Below are 14,979 nucleotides of genomic sequence, written 5' to 3'. Positions count from 1 at the left end.
ACTCACTAAAACGCTTCGCTGTTCAGTTTTCAAAGAGCATTTTCGTCGTTGCCGTTTATCAGCGGCGACTCTTACTACTCTATCATATAGTCTCGTTAAAATCAATAGTAAATCTTAACTTTTTTTGAAAGAGTCATAGAATCAACTGATCCTTTTTTAGAGCGACATCCGTTATCATAACAAAGCATTGAACGGGATGCAAGAACCTTTTACAGGAGAAACAGGAAAAATTCTCCCCTGGCATAATGACGAGCTTAAACATGATAGCTGTCCCATTCACATAAGAAAGCCCCCGGCAGGCACCGGGGGCAGCATGAGAATTCTCAATTGCCTGGCGTGAGGACAAACTTCTTTTCCGCAGCCTGCTCAATCTTTTCACGGCTGTACAGGAGAGGGAATGCCTTGTCGCCGGCCCAAAGCGGGAACAGGTCCTGATAGTGGGGATCCCGATAGTCGCCGGATTGGCCGGGGCTGTTTACAGCCACTGACTCATCCCAGTTGCCTACATCGATCACCATTCTAAACGACGCGCCGCTTATCTGTCGAAAATCTCCCGAGGAATAGGATGTGTTTCCTACGGTATCAGCGCTGCCCCCACGCGGAAGCTGTGCGATGTTCATCTTGCTTGCTGTCTGTTCATCTACGAGCGCGGCAAGCGGATGTTTTAATTCAGCGTGGTGCAGGTCGCCCCATTTCCACTTCGTCATGTCAGTTCCGAGCAGGTTCTCCATATTCTTGATGGCTTCATCCAGCGTTGTCAGCAGCAGTTCATCCCGCACTTGTGCAGGGTGGTCGCCAAGACGCTGATCAGGTTTTTCTACCAAGTTGAGAATAACGACAGGGTCGCCCGCCCCTATCAACTGTTTTGCTTCAGCCGGAACCAGCTTCGCAACCATTGCAGGTCTTACGTGTTGCTGGTACCAGACTTCAAACAAGGCGGCTGCAGCTGAGTCTGGCGATAGCTGGACGTCCCAGTTTTTCAAAAGCTGCAAGGCCTGCTTCTGCTTTTCATTATTGGGCTGCAGATTGGCAAGCAGCGGCTGGATCCTTTTTGCCGGTTCGGATTGGTAATCCGTCTGCAGACGCAATGCATCCTGCACACTCATTTTGCCGTTTTTGCCAAGCACCTCGTCAATCCGGTTAAACCGGAACGGAGTGGCCCACTCAAAGCCAAGCTTGTATTGTTCGAAACGGTAATCTTTTGGCAGGTTCATCTGGTTGGCCGTTCCAATGTACCCTCGGGCCGGATTAAACTCGGATGGCAGCTTTTCTTGATTGAGGAAGCCGTTCCATTCATAGCGCCCGTCTCCCGGCACCGGCAACAGACCGTCCCAATTCTTCCGCACCGGCGTCAGTCCGCCGGGTTTCCAGCCTATATTCCCTTGAGTGTCGGCATACACCTGATTTTCCGAAGGAGAGCCCCACTGGTTCATCGCCTTGGAGAACTCCTTCCAGTTGGCCGCAGTCATGTAAGAGGAGCTTCCAAGGTACGGGGCCATCCCGGGCTCCAGCCATGCCGCCCGAACGGCGTAGGCTTTATTTTTCTCCGTGTCTTTGTAGATGACCGGTCCATGAGTGGTGTATTCCAGCTTCACTTCCTGTGCCTGCCCGTCAAGTACAGGGACGGACTCTTTCACTTCCTTCATCGGTACCCATTTTCCCTTATACCGGTATTCCGAGGGATTTTTCGGGTTGGTTTCATAAACGTACAAATCCTCCTGGTCAATGGCAAAGATGGTTAATCCAAAGGCAATTTTTCCATTATGGCCAATCGATATGCCGGGCAAAATAGGTTCACCTGCCCCGATGACATCCATGCCAGGTGCCGATAAATGGGCAATATAGCGCAGCGAAGGGAGCGACAGCGTCCGGTGCGGGTCATTGGCCAATATCGGACGTCCGGTTTCCGTACGCGCTCCGCTCACGACCCAGTTGTTGCTGCCGATATTGGCCTGTTCGTACAGCTCCTCTGCCAGGCTGGTCTGGGTTAATGTTTTCGTCGCTTGATCGAACTCGACTCCCTGGGTGGCCAGATCGTAAACCTTCAGTACATCTTTAGGGATATCGGCGTAATCGACTCCCTCGGGAATTTCCATTTTCCATTCCGGCTCTAGCCGCTGGCGGATACTCTCGACATCACCGCCAAATTGACTGACAATCTGTGCCCTGGCCACTTCGCTTTTCAAGTTTCTCGTCAGACCATGACTGCGGATGCGGACGATATCTTCCGGTGACCATTTGGCCGGTTTGTAGCCCAGAATCCGAAATTCCTCCGGGATCAGTTCCGGGTCTGCCAGGGCCTTGTCTACATAGGCGTTGATACCGTTGACAAAAGCGGTGACGATTTTTTGGGTATCGGAGCCGTACGCAGCCCATTCCTTCTTCATGTCCCCGCGATACAGGAACAATCGGGCTGCCCGATCCTGTTCGACGTATGCGGGACCCAACACCTCTGACAACTGGCCTAACCCTCTCCTTCGCCAAAGATCGATTTGCCACAAGCGGTCTCTTGCAGCATTAAAGCCCTGAACAAAAAAGGCGTCCTCCTGGCTGGAAGCGTAGATGTGAGGTACACCCCAGTGATCGACGATGATCTCCGCCGCATTCTTCAAACCGGGGACGCGATACTCGGTCAAAGCTGCCGTACCGTTATCGGCCGAAGCCAGTCCAGGTGTGGTTAAGAGAAGTATGCCTGCCAAAATGGAAAGAATGAATCGCTTCATACAAAATCCATCTCCTTTCGGTGATAATAGAGCTTTCTCGAATCGGACCGAAATCACCTTGGTAAAATATTACTATTTTTAATTTTTCGACTATTCATGTGCTGGTTCTTTTGTCCGAGACCGTTCCGACTGCAATAAAAAAAAGAGACAGGTTTGTCACCTGTCTCCCTGTTGTATCGGGATGTCGTTCCCGATTACATCATGCCCATTCCGCCCATGTCCGGCATGCCGGCAGGAGCTTTATTTTCTTCAGGCTTATCTGCTACGACTGCTTCAGTCGTCAAGAACATAGAAGCGACAGACGCTGCGTTGGAGAGCGCAGAACGGGTAACTTTCGCAGCATCGACAATACCTGCTTCAAGCATGTTGACCCACTCTTCTGTAGCGGCGTTGTAACCAATGCCGACCGGTTCATTCTTCAGGCGCTCGACGATAATGGAACCTTCCAGGCCTGCATTTTCAGCGATTTGACGAACCGGCTCTTCGAGAGCGCGTTTGACGATCTGTACGCCCACTGCTTCTTCGCCATCAGCCTTGACAGCTTCAACAGCCTTAATGGCGTTGATGAGCGTCGTACCACCGCCAGGAACGATACCTTCTTCCACAGCAGCGCGAGTGGAGTTGAGCGCGTCCTCGATGCGGAGTTTCTTTTCTTTCAGTTCTGTTTCGGTAGCTGCTCCAACCTTGATCACTGCTACACCGCCAGCTAATTTAGCCAGGCGCTCTTGCAATTTTTCACGGTCGAAGTCAGAAGTAGTGTCTTCGATTTGCTTGCGGATTTCGTTTACGCGACCGTCGATCGCAGCTTTATCGCCTGCACCTTCAACAATCGTCGTATGTTCTTTGGTAACAACGACTTTGCCAGCGCGGCCGAGTTGTTCCAGTTTGGTGGATTTCAGGTCGAGACCCAATTCTTCGGTAATCACTTCGCCGCCAGTCAGGATTGCGATATCACCGAGCATTGCTTTGCGGCGATCGCCAAATCCAGGAGCTTTAACAGCTACTGCCGTGAAGGTACCGCGCAGTTTGTTGACGACCAGAGTAGCCAGCGCTTCGCCTTCTACGTCTTCGGCGATGATCAAGAGCGGCTTGCCGCTTTGTACCACTTGCTCCAGAACCGGCAGTACTTCCTGGATGTTGGAGATTTTCTTATCGGTGATCAAAATGTAAGGGTTGTTCAAAACGGCTTCCATTTTGTCCGTATCGGTGATCATGTACGGAGAAGCATAGCCGCGGTCGAACTGCATCCCTTCGACTACTTCCAGCTCAGTAGCGAAGCCTTTGGATTCTTCAACGGTGATAACACCGTCTTTTCCAACTTTATCCATCGCTTCAGCGATCAGGTTTCCAACTTCCGGATCGTCAGCGGAGATGGCTGCAACTTGTGCAATTGCAGATTTGCTTTCAACCGGCTTGGCAATCGATTTGATCTCTTCTACAGCAGCGCGAACTGCTTTTTCCATACCGCGGCGGATCACCATTGGATTGGCGCCTGCCGTTACGTTTTTCAGTCCTTCGCGAATCATCGCATGGGCCAGAACAGTCGCAGTAGTCGTACCGTCACCAGCTACATCGTTGGTTTTAGTCGCTACTTCCTTCACAAGCTGTGCGCCCATATTTTCATAAGCGTCTTCCAATTCGATTTCTTTCGCGATAGTCACACCGTCATTGGTGATCAGCGGAGAGCCGAATTTTTTCTCCAGAACGACGTTGCGGCCTTTTGGTCCAAGCGTTACTTTAACAGCGTTAGCCAATGCTTCTACACCGCGCAGCATGGAGCGGCGAGCGTCTTCGGAAAACTTGATTTGTTTTGCCATGTTAACAACCTCCTGCGTTATGTGTTATTTTCGATCGCTATGTGTAAGTGGCGGGAATTAGTCGATGACTGCGAGAATATCCGATTCGCGCAGCACGAGCAATTCCTTGTTGTCCACCTTTACTTCTGTGCCTGCGTACTTGGAGAAGATGACTTTGTCGCCTTCTTTTACTTCCAAAGCGATACGTTCGCCGTTGTCAGCAACGCGACCGGATCCGACAGCAATAACGCGGCCTTCTTGTGGTTTTTCCTTAGCGGTGTCTGGCAATACGATACCGCTAGCAGTTGTTTCTTCTTTCGAGATTGGTTCGAGTACCACACGGTCACCTAATGGCTTCAACACAAAAAACACCCTCCTCAAATCGATGAGATTCGTTTAGTTGTTAGCACTCCTCTTGATCGAGTGCTAACACCCAATTTCTATAATAATGAATCGCATTGTCCTTTGCAAGTACTTTTCAACCACTATTTTGCAATTTCTTCCGAACAAGCACACTTTATTTACTATCTCCAAACGGATCTCCCTTATACTTGCCACATCCGTCTGGCAAACTCCCAACTATTTCAAAAATTTATAGAATAGACTCGGTACTATTAACCGCCCAAAAACATATAAATAGAATCAGAAGGCTACCATACGCAAAAGGAGGGGGTTCCCTTTGTACAAACGCTGGTTTATCGCATTGGGCAGCATTTCTGTCTTGGCGCTGATGACCGCGTGGGAGTTCAGAACAAACAGCGCCGATCTGCAGCAAGCGATTGGCAAAAGCCCACAGACAAACACACCTGTCGTCATTGAAGTAAACGGCAATCCCCCTGCTGCGCTCCCGGCGACCGTCTCCGGCAGGCTCCCCACGGTTACAGCCGCAGCCATCGAGCGTACGGCTGTCAGCCTGTTCGACATTGCGCTTGGGGACACAGAGCAGCAAGTGCTGTCCAAATGGGGGCAGCCGCAGCGGCGCGACCCAAGCCCGTTCGGGTATGTGTGGCTCGTCTACAATCAGGATCTTGACCGTTACCTGCAGGTAGGGATTGCAGACGGCAAGGTAGTCGATCTGTATTCAAACGCTCCTGCTGCGGCAGTTGACGACATTGGCGTCGGCACTGACTACCAGACCCTCGCGCAAAAGCACGAGCTGAAGAATACCGTTTCCTTTACGTACAAAGAAGTCAACGTTGAACTGACCAATCAGGTAAAAGAGCGCCCGCTTGTTCTGGTTGGAGGGACGCCCATCATTTTTTATCTCGACAAACACAGCCAGAGCGATGTATCCGCGATCCGGCTGGTTGACAAACTGATCCTGCTGCGGGGCGGTTACTATGAAATGAAATGGACGTACAGCGGGGATGGTCCCAACTTTGACGCCCCAGTCCTGACACTCCTGCAGCGGCAGCAGATCGATACGGCTCACGCCCGGCAAATATTTGACCTGGTAAATGTCAGCCGCCGCCGCAACCAGCTTCCGCCCCTGGCCTGGAACGAGCAGGTGGCTTCCGTAGCGCAAAGCCACAGCCACGATATGTCGGATGCGCACTTCTTCGACCATATCTCTGCATCGACCGGTCTGGATCCGTTTGAACGCTTGAAGTTTTCCCATATCGCTTACCAAGCGGCCGGCGAAAATATCGCAGCCGGTTATCCAGACGCCATTGAAGCTCACGAAGGCTGGATGAACAGCCCCGGTCACCGAAAAAACATCCTATCCAAAGAGTTCAGCCAACTGGGCGCCGGCGTCTATGACGATTTCTATACGGAGGATTTTATTACCCCGAGAGCTCCTCAGTAGACCCGGACCCGCAAACGTAAAAGACGCTCCATCCTGAGAAGTCCAGGCTGGAGCGCACTGTCGGTTACTGCTGTTTTTGCAGATGATCGGCACGGGGAGACGCCTTTAACATGTCCCGCAGGTTCTGCACACTTCCGGAAAATTCGGCGAGAATCGTGCTGTGTTCTTTGGTATGCAGGATAAGCCAAGGTGCCCGGTCCCCCTGCTTGGGCATCACGACGAACATTTCCACCACTTTTGCCTGGACACCGCCAGGCTGAATTGTCAGCTCCCGGGGCGGGGCTAAAGGGATTTTTAAGATCTCCACTTTTGTCAGTGAAGGGGCCAGCTCCTGTACCCTTCCGGTAACACGCTTCAAGATATCAGCCGCCTGTTCTTGAAACTTCTCCGAATTGGCGAAGGTTTGGATGACCCGCTCCTTGTCCGTGTCATACAACTCCACGTCATCCGCCTGAATCGACTGAGCGGAAAACAGCATCAAGGCAAGACAGATGGATTTCCACATCCTATTTTCCCCCTTCCGTCTACACGCCGTAGTATGCCCGAAAAAAGGAAAACATCTCTTGCTTGGAGCAAGAGATGCTGCATGTCAATCCACATTCACTTCTTCAGCGCTGCCGTATTGAAGCTCCCACTCTTCGTCCTCTTTCAACTGCTTGCGGTAGACCACCCGGCTCAGGAATACGCTGATCTCATATAAAATGATCAGCGGAATCGTCACCAAAATATGGCTGACCAAATCAGGGGGAGTAATCGAAAAACCGATTACCGCCAGGACAAAATACGCGACACGCCTGATCTTGGCCAAGCGTAGCGGATTGAGAATCCGCAGCCGGGTCAGAAACATGACGATAATCGGCAGTTCAAACAGCAGTCCGAACGGAATCAAAAAGTTAAACATGAAACTGAAGTACTGGGCAATCCCGAACATCACTTCATTTCCGGTGTTGATCGTCAGCTTCGTCATAAACCCGATCAGCATCGGAAAGATCACGAAATAGCCGAATAGGACCCCTCCGACAAACAGGAGGAAAGCAGCGGGAATAAAATAGACGGCAGCCCGCTGCTCTACATCCCGCAGCCCCGGACTGACAAACTTCCAGACGTGGTACAAGGCTGCCGGCAAGGTCACGATCAGAGCGATCATAAAGGCAAACTGCATATAGACGCGAATGATATCAGTCGGAGCCAGCGCTACTGTAGGAATCGCGACGGCCGACGAGGTCTTCTTGACGTATTCCATCACCGGACCGGCACAGGCGAGCCCCAGTATCAGCGAGACCACCAGGACGATGAGCACCCAGATGATCCGTTTTCGCAGCTCCGTCAAATGGTCAACAACTGTCATATCCGCAACGTGGTTCTTTCCCATCCCGGCACCTACCAATCCAGACACATCAAAAGAAACATGTCAGGGCCTTACGCCTTTTGTTCTTGCTCGATCTGTTCGCGGATTTTTGCCTCCAGGCGCTCCCGTTCAATCCGCTCGCGAATCTCTTTTTCAATCTGCTCGCGGTCGACCGCGGTGTCGGTCGCAACCGCCTTCTGTACGTTGTTCTGCGTCCGCTGGTCCTCCTCTTCGCCGGTCAAGCCGCGGGTTGCGTTCTTAAACTCTTTCAAGGTATTGCCGACAGCACGCCCCAGCTCAGGCAGCTTTTTCGGACCAAACAAGATCAGCGCTAAGATCAAAAGTAATACAAATCCACCAATCCCGATATTCGTTGGCAAGATACTCACTCCATTTCATAAAGATTTTAGGTATGAAGCAAACCACCGTAGCCAAGGCTAGTTACGTCTTGTTCGGTGATTTCCTCGCCAAGCAACAAACGCGGAAGGAAAACGTCAAAGGAGGTAAACGGCTCGTGCATGACAGCCCCCGGCAATCCGAGGATCGGGGTCTTGCCCGCGTAGGCGATCATCAGCATCGAACCGGGCAGCATCGGCGTCCCGTAACGGACGACCCGCGCCCCCACGCCGGCGATCGCACCAGGCGTCCGGTCGTCCGGGTCGACGGACATGCCGCCGGTGACGAGAACCAAATCTACGCCTTGTTCTAAAAAGTAGCGAATCTCCTGCTCAATCATCGCCTTATCGTCAGAGGCAAATCGCTGCTCCGTCACGACAGAGCCAAGCGCTTCCACCTTGGCCCGAACAGCGGGGCCGAACTTGTCGGCAATCCGCCCGGAGTAGACTTCGCTGCCGGTCGTCACCAGCCCTACCCGCTTTGGCGCAAACGGAATCACTTGAACGATCGGGCCGGAAAAGCTGGCAGCCACCTGCTCCAGCTCGCGGATCCGCTCCTCTTCGATGATCAAAGGAATGATGCGTGTCGCTGCGACTGCCTTCCCTGCATCTACTACCCGGTTGGTAACAATCGTCGAGAAAGCAATCGCTTCCAGCTCATTAATGGCGTGAACAGCTGCCTCGTTTATCTTGGCCAGTCCCTTTGCCGTCGCTTTTAAGGTTATCTTCCCTTCGGCGGGCTCGGACATCGTCAAGCCGCCGCCAATCACTGCCGAAGCGATTCGCTCCGCAGCTTCGTTCTCGTGCAGGTATCCCGGCGGCATGTCCAGGATGTAGATGTGTTCCTTGCCGATCGACAGCAGCGGTTCGATATCCGCCTCAGTAATAACATGCCCCTTTTTTAGCAAACGCCCCTTAAATTGCCCGGGAATAATTTGCGTGACATCATGGGGCAAAACCATGCCAACCGCCTGGCGAACGGGAACCTCGATAAAATTTGGTTTCGTTACCAACCGTACCCCCCCCACTCTTCCCTGGTCTGTTCACGCCCCTGCAGAATGTGAAGGGCGTCCGGGATCATGTCGGCGATCGCTCTCAGACAGATATCTACCCCTTTCGGATTTCCGGGGAGGTTCAGAATGAGGCTGTTTCCCCGCGTTCCGGCGACTGCCCGGGTCAGCATCGCACGGCGGGACTGCTGCAGTCCGGCCCGGCGCATTTCCTCGGCGAATCCCGGAACAGGACGGTCGATCACCCAGGATGTCACCTCCGGGGTCACATCCCGAGGACTCAAGCTGGTGCCGCCGGTTACGATCAGCAGATCGCATTTTTCGCGGTCGACGAGCTCAATCATCTGCTCTTTCAGCTCTTCCATATCGTCTGAGACTGTCCGGTAGACAGCGACGTCCGCCTGCAAAAACTCCTGTGACAACTGCCGCAGCACGCCAATCCGGTCGTCTTCCCGCTCTCCTTTGGAAATGGAATCACTTGCTGTAATCACGCCGATTTTCCAATTTGACATCCGTATTTCCTCCGCTTCACTGACAGAAGTGGACTTGTATACAAGCATGCCCAATTTATCCAAAGGGCAACAGCCAAGCTTCTGTTTTTCCGTTGTCGCAAACTTTCCGCCAGTCGTTCTGACGGCCTACATTATACTACATCTTATCCTACTTCGATTGTACACTAATAATGGTTTTTATGGCAGAAATGTTTCAGTTGCACGCAAAGTCGAAAACCCCTTCTTCGGTCACGAGGCAGTCAAGCGGCTGATCGTGCGCCTCCCGCGGCACTTCCCCGGTCACTTGCAGCATAAAACCGACGCCGATCAAAAGCGGCCGGCGATCCAGCCCTGCCAGGAACCGGTCGTAGTAACCCCCTCCGTAGCCGATTCGGCCTCCTTTGCGGTCAAACACCACTCCGGGCACGATCACTGCCTCAATCGCGTCGGGATCCGCGGGTGAAGATCTGGAAGGATCCGGCTCAGCAATGCCGTAAACCCCTGTGCGCAGCGTCGATTCCCCAGTGAACAGATAGGGGATGAGCCGCCTGTTGGCCGGGATCGTCAAAGGCAGATAAACCTCTTGTCCCCGCTTCCGGGCCTCTGCCAAGAACGGCCGTATGTCAATCTCATCGCGAAACGGATAAAACCCGAGCAGCGACCTGCATTCGGCGAGCGGCTGGTACGCCAGCAAATGGCACGTCATTTGCTGCGCCCTCTGTTCGCGCTCCTCCGCCGAAAGCGACGCTCTCGCCTCCAGCACGCGCTTGCGCAGTATCTGTTTTTGTTCCCCGCTCTGCACGTATCCTCCCCCCTGCTTCCCCTTGTCCTTAGGCTTTGGCTTACGCTACACTATATGGGACATCCATCTAGAGGTGAAACTATGATTTTACTGCAAGCCGAACAAATAAACAAAGCTTACGGTGTTGAAACCATTCTACAAGATATATCATTGCAAATACAATCCGGAGAACGAGTCGGACTGGTCGGTGTGAACGGGGCCGGGAAGTCCACTTTGATGAAAATACTCGCCGGGCAGCTCAGCTTTGACGGCGGTGTGATCCGCAAGCCCAAGGACGTGACGCTGGGCTATCTGGCTCAAGACAGCGGCTTGGAGTCGGAGCAGACGATCTGGGACGAGATGATGAGCGTCTTCCAGCATTTCCAGGAAGAAGAACGCGTGCTGCGCCGCTTGGAACTGGAGATGGGCAGCGAGGAGATTTTGGCGGATGAACGGCGCTACAAGCAGGTGCTGGAGGAGTACGACAGGCGCTCTGTCGCCTTCCGCGACCGGGGCGGTTACAGCTATGAAGCGAGTATCCGCGGCGTCCTGCACGGTCTTCGCTTTGCCGACATGGAAGTGACGACTCCCATACAGACGCTTAGCGGCGGGCAAAAAACCCGTCTGGCCCTGGCCAAGCTGCTGCTGCAGGCTCCTGACCTGCTTCTGCTCGACGAGCCGACCAACTATTTGGACATCGAGACGATGACTTGGCTGGAGAGCTATCTGCAAAACTACAAAGGCGCGATCCTCGTCGTCTCTCACGACCGCTACTTCCTCGACAAGCTGGTCACGGTCATCTACGAGATCGAACGGAACCGCGCCACTCGCTACGTCGGCAATTACAGCAAGTTTCTTGAGATAAAAGCGAGCCGAATCGAACAAGAGCTGCGCATGTACGAAAGGCAGCAAGAGGAAATATCCCGGATGGAGGATTTCATCCAGCGAAACATCGCACGTGCCACCACGACCAAACGGGCGCAAAGCCGGCGTAAGGCATTGGAGAAAATGGATCTTTTGGAAAAACCTGTGACAGGAACGAAAGCCGCCCATTTTTCATTTGAGATTGCCAAAATGAGCGGTCACGATGTGGGGAAAATCACCAACCTGTCGATCGGCTACGGCAATCACGTACTGGCCGGCAACCTCACCTTTACGATCGAACGGGAAGAGCGGGTGGCCATCGTCGGTCCCAACGGCATCGGCAAATCGACGCTGCTCAAAACGATCATCGGCCAGCTTCCCGCGCTGCGGGGACAGATACAGCTGGGCAGCAACGTGACAATCGGTTATTACGATCAGGAACAGCACAACTTGCACGAGGGGAAAACGGTGCTGGCCGAAATCTGGGACGACTATCCGAACATGCTGGAAAAAGACGTCCGTACGCTGCTGGGCAACTTTCTGTTCAGCGGCGACGACGTTTTGAAAAAGATTGGCGATCTGTCTGGCGGCGAGAGAGCGCGGGTCTCCCTGGCGAAGCTGATGCTTCAGGAGGCTAATTTCATCCTCTTTGACGAGCCGACCAACCACCTTGACATCTTGAGCAAGGAAGTCCTGGAAAATGCCTTGTTTGACTATCCCGGTACCATCCTGTTCGTCTCTCACGACCGCTACTTCCTCAACCGGATCGCCACCCGCGTGCTGGAGTTGTCACCGAATGGCGTAACCAGTTACCTCGGCGACTACGACTACTACGTGGAGAAGAAGCAGGAACTGGCCGAGCTGGCCCTGGAGAGAAGTAAGGAAAAGCCTGCTGCCCCCGGGGAAAAAGTAAGCCCAGTTCAAACCGCCCCCAGAGAAAAGCTGAGCTACGAGCAGGAAAAGGAAGCAAAACGGCGCGAACGGCAGCGTCTGCGCCGGATCGAAGAAATCGAGCAGACGATCGCCGCTCGGGAAGCAGAGATCGCCCGTTGGGAGGAAGAGCTTTGCCAACCGGATATCTACTCCGATCACCTGCTGGTAAAAGAGCGGAATGAATGCATCAGCCAGGCTCGCGCCGAAATCGATCAGCTGCTCGAAGAGTGGAGCGATTTGTCGGACGTCTAACCGCGCTTCATTATACCGTCCTATGCTCCGCTTCATCGCCGATCGCGGCATAGAGGGCCGGGACGACGAAAAAGAGAATGGCGGTAGCGGCGGTGATAATGCCGGAATCATTGAGGAGCAGGCCGGCCAACGATCCCGCGATGATGCCGCCAAACCCTTTCACCATGCAGGGATGGCGGACCGAGAGCTGCCGCAGATAGCGATTGGGGCGCAGGCTCAAAAGACCGATCACGAAAAGGGAGACGGCAAACATCTTGCTCCACGCGGAGATGCGAATGAGCCGCCAGTTCATCTCCAGCTTCCGCTGCACAATCCGCCCGATCTCTTCCCAATTGCCCGCAACCAGCTCATGCACGGCCCTGCCGACATGGGTAGGGGGCCCCTGCCACAGCAGATTGCCGGCAACCAAAATGACTAACCCGAGAAGCAAGCCTCCTGCCGCCAGCAGCAGGATTTTTTTACTCGCCTTCCAGCCCTCCAGGCGGGCAATAGCCACGCCAAATCCGATGCAGCCGGCAAGAAAACCCCCTGCATTCGTGCCCAGCGTCGGGGCAGCCATGTAGAACAGGATCAGGGCAAAACCCGCAGCCGCCAGCCAAAAACGGCCTGACCGCAGGCACGGCTCGCCTCTTTTGATGGAGGTCCGCCTCGATTCGTACAGGGCAGCGAACAGCAGTACCCCGGCTCCGATCAACACTCCCTCGTATTCGTTGCCGAGTCCGTAAAACCTCGCTCCGATGACGGGATCATAGCCCATATAGGAGCGCCGCATCGCTTGCGCACCGAGGAAGCCGTCCATCAGGATCGCGAGCACGGTACAGGCCGCCACGGCGGCAAACAGACGCGGATAGGGCCAGTGCGAGCCAAGCTGCGCCGCTGCGAGTGCAAGCAGCATCGCCGTGCTGATCGTGGCCGCAGGCGGGATCGACAGCGGGAGCAGCGGTTCCAGAAGGAACAGGACAGGGAAAAGCAGCATCGCCAGCAAGCCCAGCCTGGCTGTATACCGCAGAAACGAAACCTCGCCCTTTTTGATCCGTTTATTCCACACCCACAGCACCGCGGCGTACAGAAGGACAATGATTTGCAGCATGACGTACGTATACATCACCGTTGATCGAGTACGGTAAATGTGATCGATTCTCTTCACTTCCGTCACGAGCCGGCCGAGTCCCCCTTCCGCCTCCGGAAGCAGGGCGGATTTGCTTTTGACAAACGCGCTTTCCCCATCCTCTGCAGCCTTCGTCATGACATGTCCCGTCAATCCGGAAGGCGCGGGTAGCGAAAACCACGATAAAATCGTCGGCAGGACGTCCAGGCCGCTGACGACCCCCTGCTGACGCGTCGTCGCCGACGTGAGCAGCCCGCTCGCTGCAGACCCCTTCCATATCGCGATCGGGGTCAACAGTGATTTTTCTTTTCGGGCCAATTCGTTCGGGGCCGGCGAGAGCAGCATGATCAACTGCCCTGATTTGCGGCCGGCGATCACTTTTCCCAGGAAAGCGTCAAGATCCGACATGATGCTCTGATACAGTACCTGAAAATGACTCGGGTCCATCATCTCGCGAAAGCGGTACAGCCTGGCCAGATCTGCCAGTTGAATGACAGTAAGTCCAGGCTTGCCTCCAGCCGTCAGACGGTCGAACAGGCAGTCGTAATCTGTTCGCACTCCGTAGGGATATTCCGGAGCGGACAGCAAACAGCCTGTCACGTCTCCGCGGGGGATTTCCCCCTGTTCGTTCATGGCGAGAAGAGCAGCGTGGCGGGCTCTGGTCACACCGTAATCTCCGTTGCCGTACAGGGCCACCTCCACCCCAGCCTGCTGCAGCCTCGACCCGAGCAGACCGATGCGGGAGGTGAACGGCTTGTTTTCGTTATCCTGCTTCAAGCGGTAGATGCCCGGAAAGAAAATGGCCCCTGCCGGCGCCCTCCGCCGGTCTTTCCCGGTCACTTGATGCATCCTGTCGGCGGCAAGTACGCCAGGCTCTATCTCTTCGTTCGCACCGTAGGCGGTACCGCTGCGCATGTTGTAGAGAGCCTGCCCTCCGCTTCCCATCTGCAGGTAAGCATTCGCTTCCGTGCGCGGGCCGCCAAAGCGAATCGAAAGAGCCCCCCAATCGGCCCCCTTCATCCATTTACCCACTTGTGGATATCCGCGCAGCTGCGATAGATCGGCAAAGGACAGCCCTTCTACGGAAATCACGGCGACCTGCCGCTTGCCGGTCGGGGGCTGCGCGTAAACCGTTTTTGTACAGTACAGGTTGAACAGCAGAGACAGCGTCAAAAAGAATGCGAGATACTTGTGCATCACGACCCTCCCTGTGGAAAAAGCTCCGTGCAAGCTGTTGGTATCCGATTAGTGTATCCAAGATTTCAACAGACTTATCCACCATTTCCACAAGATAATCCACAGAGCGAATGGGGTTTCGGCAAGTATCCACCGAGTTATCAACATGATCAACAGCCAATTTCCCGGGAATTGCCCGGAAAATTGTTCACAGCTGTGGAACAAAAAAAAATCGCCCGTTTCAGGCGATTCAGCCTGTAGACAAAGTTCCGCAAGGAACAGGAGCTACAGGCTT

At 54.0% G+C, this 14,979-nt stretch carries 12 protein-coding genes; 2 read left to right on the top strand and 10 right to left on the bottom strand.

Annotated elements, in window-relative coordinates:
* Positions 1–323 precede the first annotated feature (323 nt).
* The 3 genes from ACI7RC_RS26985 to groES form a co-directional block, all read right to left on the bottom strand.
* Entirely contained in the window at positions 324–2,723 is a 2,400-nt protein-coding gene (locus tag ACI7RC_RS26985) for a penicillin acylase family protein (RefSeq protein WP_408111257.1), read from the bottom strand.
* Between the two features lie 194 nt (positions 2,724–2,917).
* Positions 2,918–4,540, bottom strand: a complete 1,623-nt coding sequence (groL, locus tag ACI7RC_RS26980) for a chaperonin GroEL (RefSeq protein ID WP_408111256.1) — start codon at positions 4,538–4,540, stop codon at positions 2,918–2,920.
* A gap of 57 nt (positions 4,541–4,597) precedes the next feature.
* Positions 4,598–4,882 (bottom strand): co-chaperone GroES, encoded by a 285-nt coding sequence (gene groES / locus ACI7RC_RS26975; RefSeq protein ID WP_019123972.1) that lies wholly within the window; start codon positions 4,880–4,882, stop codon positions 4,598–4,600.
* Between the two features lie 316 nt (positions 4,883–5,198).
* Between groES and ACI7RC_RS26970 the strand changes: the two genes are divergently transcribed.
* On the top strand, positions 5,199–6,326 hold the full coding sequence (locus tag ACI7RC_RS26970) for a CAP domain-containing protein (protein ID WP_408111255.1): 1,128 nt from the start codon (positions 5,199–5,201) through the stop codon (positions 6,324–6,326).
* Positions 6,327–6,390: 64 nt separating this feature from the next.
* On the opposite strand, the gene ACI7RC_RS26965 is transcribed toward ACI7RC_RS26970, so the two are convergent.
* The 6 genes from ACI7RC_RS26965 to ACI7RC_RS26940 all read right to left on the bottom strand — a co-directional run bounded on the left by ACI7RC_RS26965 (position 6,391) and on the right by ACI7RC_RS26940 (position 10,372).
* Positions 6,391–6,831, bottom strand: coding sequence for a hypothetical protein (locus ACI7RC_RS26965; protein WP_408111254.1), 441 nt, complete (start codon positions 6,829–6,831; stop codon positions 6,391–6,393).
* A gap of 84 nt (positions 6,832–6,915) precedes the next feature.
* Complete coding sequence (gene tatC, locus ACI7RC_RS26960) at positions 6,916–7,698, bottom strand: twin-arginine translocase subunit TatC (RefSeq protein WP_408111253.1); 783 nt, start codon at positions 7,696–7,698, stop codon at positions 6,916–6,918.
* Between the two features lie 47 nt (positions 7,699–7,745).
* Positions 7,746–8,054, bottom strand: coding sequence for a twin-arginine translocase TatA/TatE family subunit (locus ACI7RC_RS26955; RefSeq protein WP_408111252.1), 309 nt, complete (start codon positions 8,052–8,054; stop codon positions 7,746–7,748).
* A 26-nt stretch (positions 8,055–8,080) separates the two neighbouring features.
* On the bottom strand, positions 8,081–9,082 hold the full coding sequence (locus ACI7RC_RS26950; RefSeq protein ID WP_408111251.1) for a molybdopterin-binding protein: 1,002 nt from the start codon (positions 9,080–9,082) through the stop codon (positions 8,081–8,083).
* Positions 9,076–9,591 (bottom strand): MogA/MoaB family molybdenum cofactor biosynthesis protein, encoded by a 516-nt coding sequence (locus ACI7RC_RS26945; protein WP_408111250.1) that lies wholly within the window; start codon positions 9,589–9,591, stop codon positions 9,076–9,078. Before ACI7RC_RS26945 ends, ACI7RC_RS26950 begins: the two co-directional genes overlap by 7 nt.
* Before the next feature lie 193 nt (positions 9,592–9,784).
* Positions 9,785–10,372, bottom strand: a complete 588-nt coding sequence (locus tag ACI7RC_RS26940; RefSeq protein WP_408111249.1) for a 5-formyltetrahydrofolate cyclo-ligase — start codon at positions 10,370–10,372, stop codon at positions 9,785–9,787.
* 81 nt (positions 10,373–10,453) lie between these two features.
* Between ACI7RC_RS26940 and ACI7RC_RS26935 the strand changes: the two genes are divergently transcribed.
* Entirely contained in the window at positions 10,454–12,400 is a 1,947-nt protein-coding gene (locus tag ACI7RC_RS26935; RefSeq protein WP_408111248.1) for an ABC-F family ATP-binding cassette domain-containing protein, read from the top strand.
* Between the two features lie 10 nt (positions 12,401–12,410).
* Here ACI7RC_RS26935 and ACI7RC_RS26930 read toward each other — a convergent pair whose 3' ends face one another.
* The gene (locus ACI7RC_RS26930; protein WP_408111247.1) at positions 12,411–14,705 is read right to left on the bottom strand and encodes an alkaline phosphatase family protein; all 2,295 of its coding nucleotides are present in this window, start codon (positions 14,703–14,705) and stop codon (positions 12,411–12,413) included.
* Positions 14,706–14,979 lie beyond the last annotated feature (274 nt).

The organism is Brevibacillus sp. B_LB10_24 (genome assembly GCF_046036945.1).
GTDB lineage: Bacteria > Bacillota > Bacilli > Brevibacillales > Brevibacillaceae > Brevibacillus_C.
Note: the sequence above shows the minus strand (reverse complement) of the source record. Positions and strands in the feature narration are given on the sequence as shown.

Bases quoted from the DNA above. Each gene is read 5' to 3' on its own strand.
- ACI7RC_RS26985 (WP_408111257.1), bottom strand. From the start codon at position 2,723: ATGAAGCGATTCATTCTTTCCATTTTGGCAGGCATACTTCTCTTAACC.
- groL (WP_408111256.1), bottom strand. From the start codon at position 4,540: ATGGCAAAACAAATCAAGTTTTCCGAAGACGCTCGCCGCTCCATGCTG.
- ACI7RC_RS26965 (WP_408111254.1), bottom strand. From the start codon at position 6,831: ATGTGGAAATCCATCTGTCTTGCCTTGATGCTGTTTTCCGCTCAGTCG.
- tatC (WP_408111253.1), bottom strand. From the start codon at position 7,698: ATGGGAAAGAACCACGTTGCGGATATGACAGTTGTTGACCATTTGACG.
- ACI7RC_RS26945 (WP_408111250.1), bottom strand. From the start codon at position 9,591: ATGTCAAATTGGAAAATCGGCGTGATTACAGCAAGTGATTCCATTTCC.
- ACI7RC_RS26935 (WP_408111248.1), top strand. From the start codon at position 10,454: ATGATTTTACTGCAAGCCGAACAAATAAACAAAGCTTACGGTGTTGAA.
- ACI7RC_RS26930 (WP_408111247.1), bottom strand. From the start codon at position 14,705: ATGCACAAGTATCTCGCATTCTTTTTGACGCTGTCTCTGCTGTTCAAC.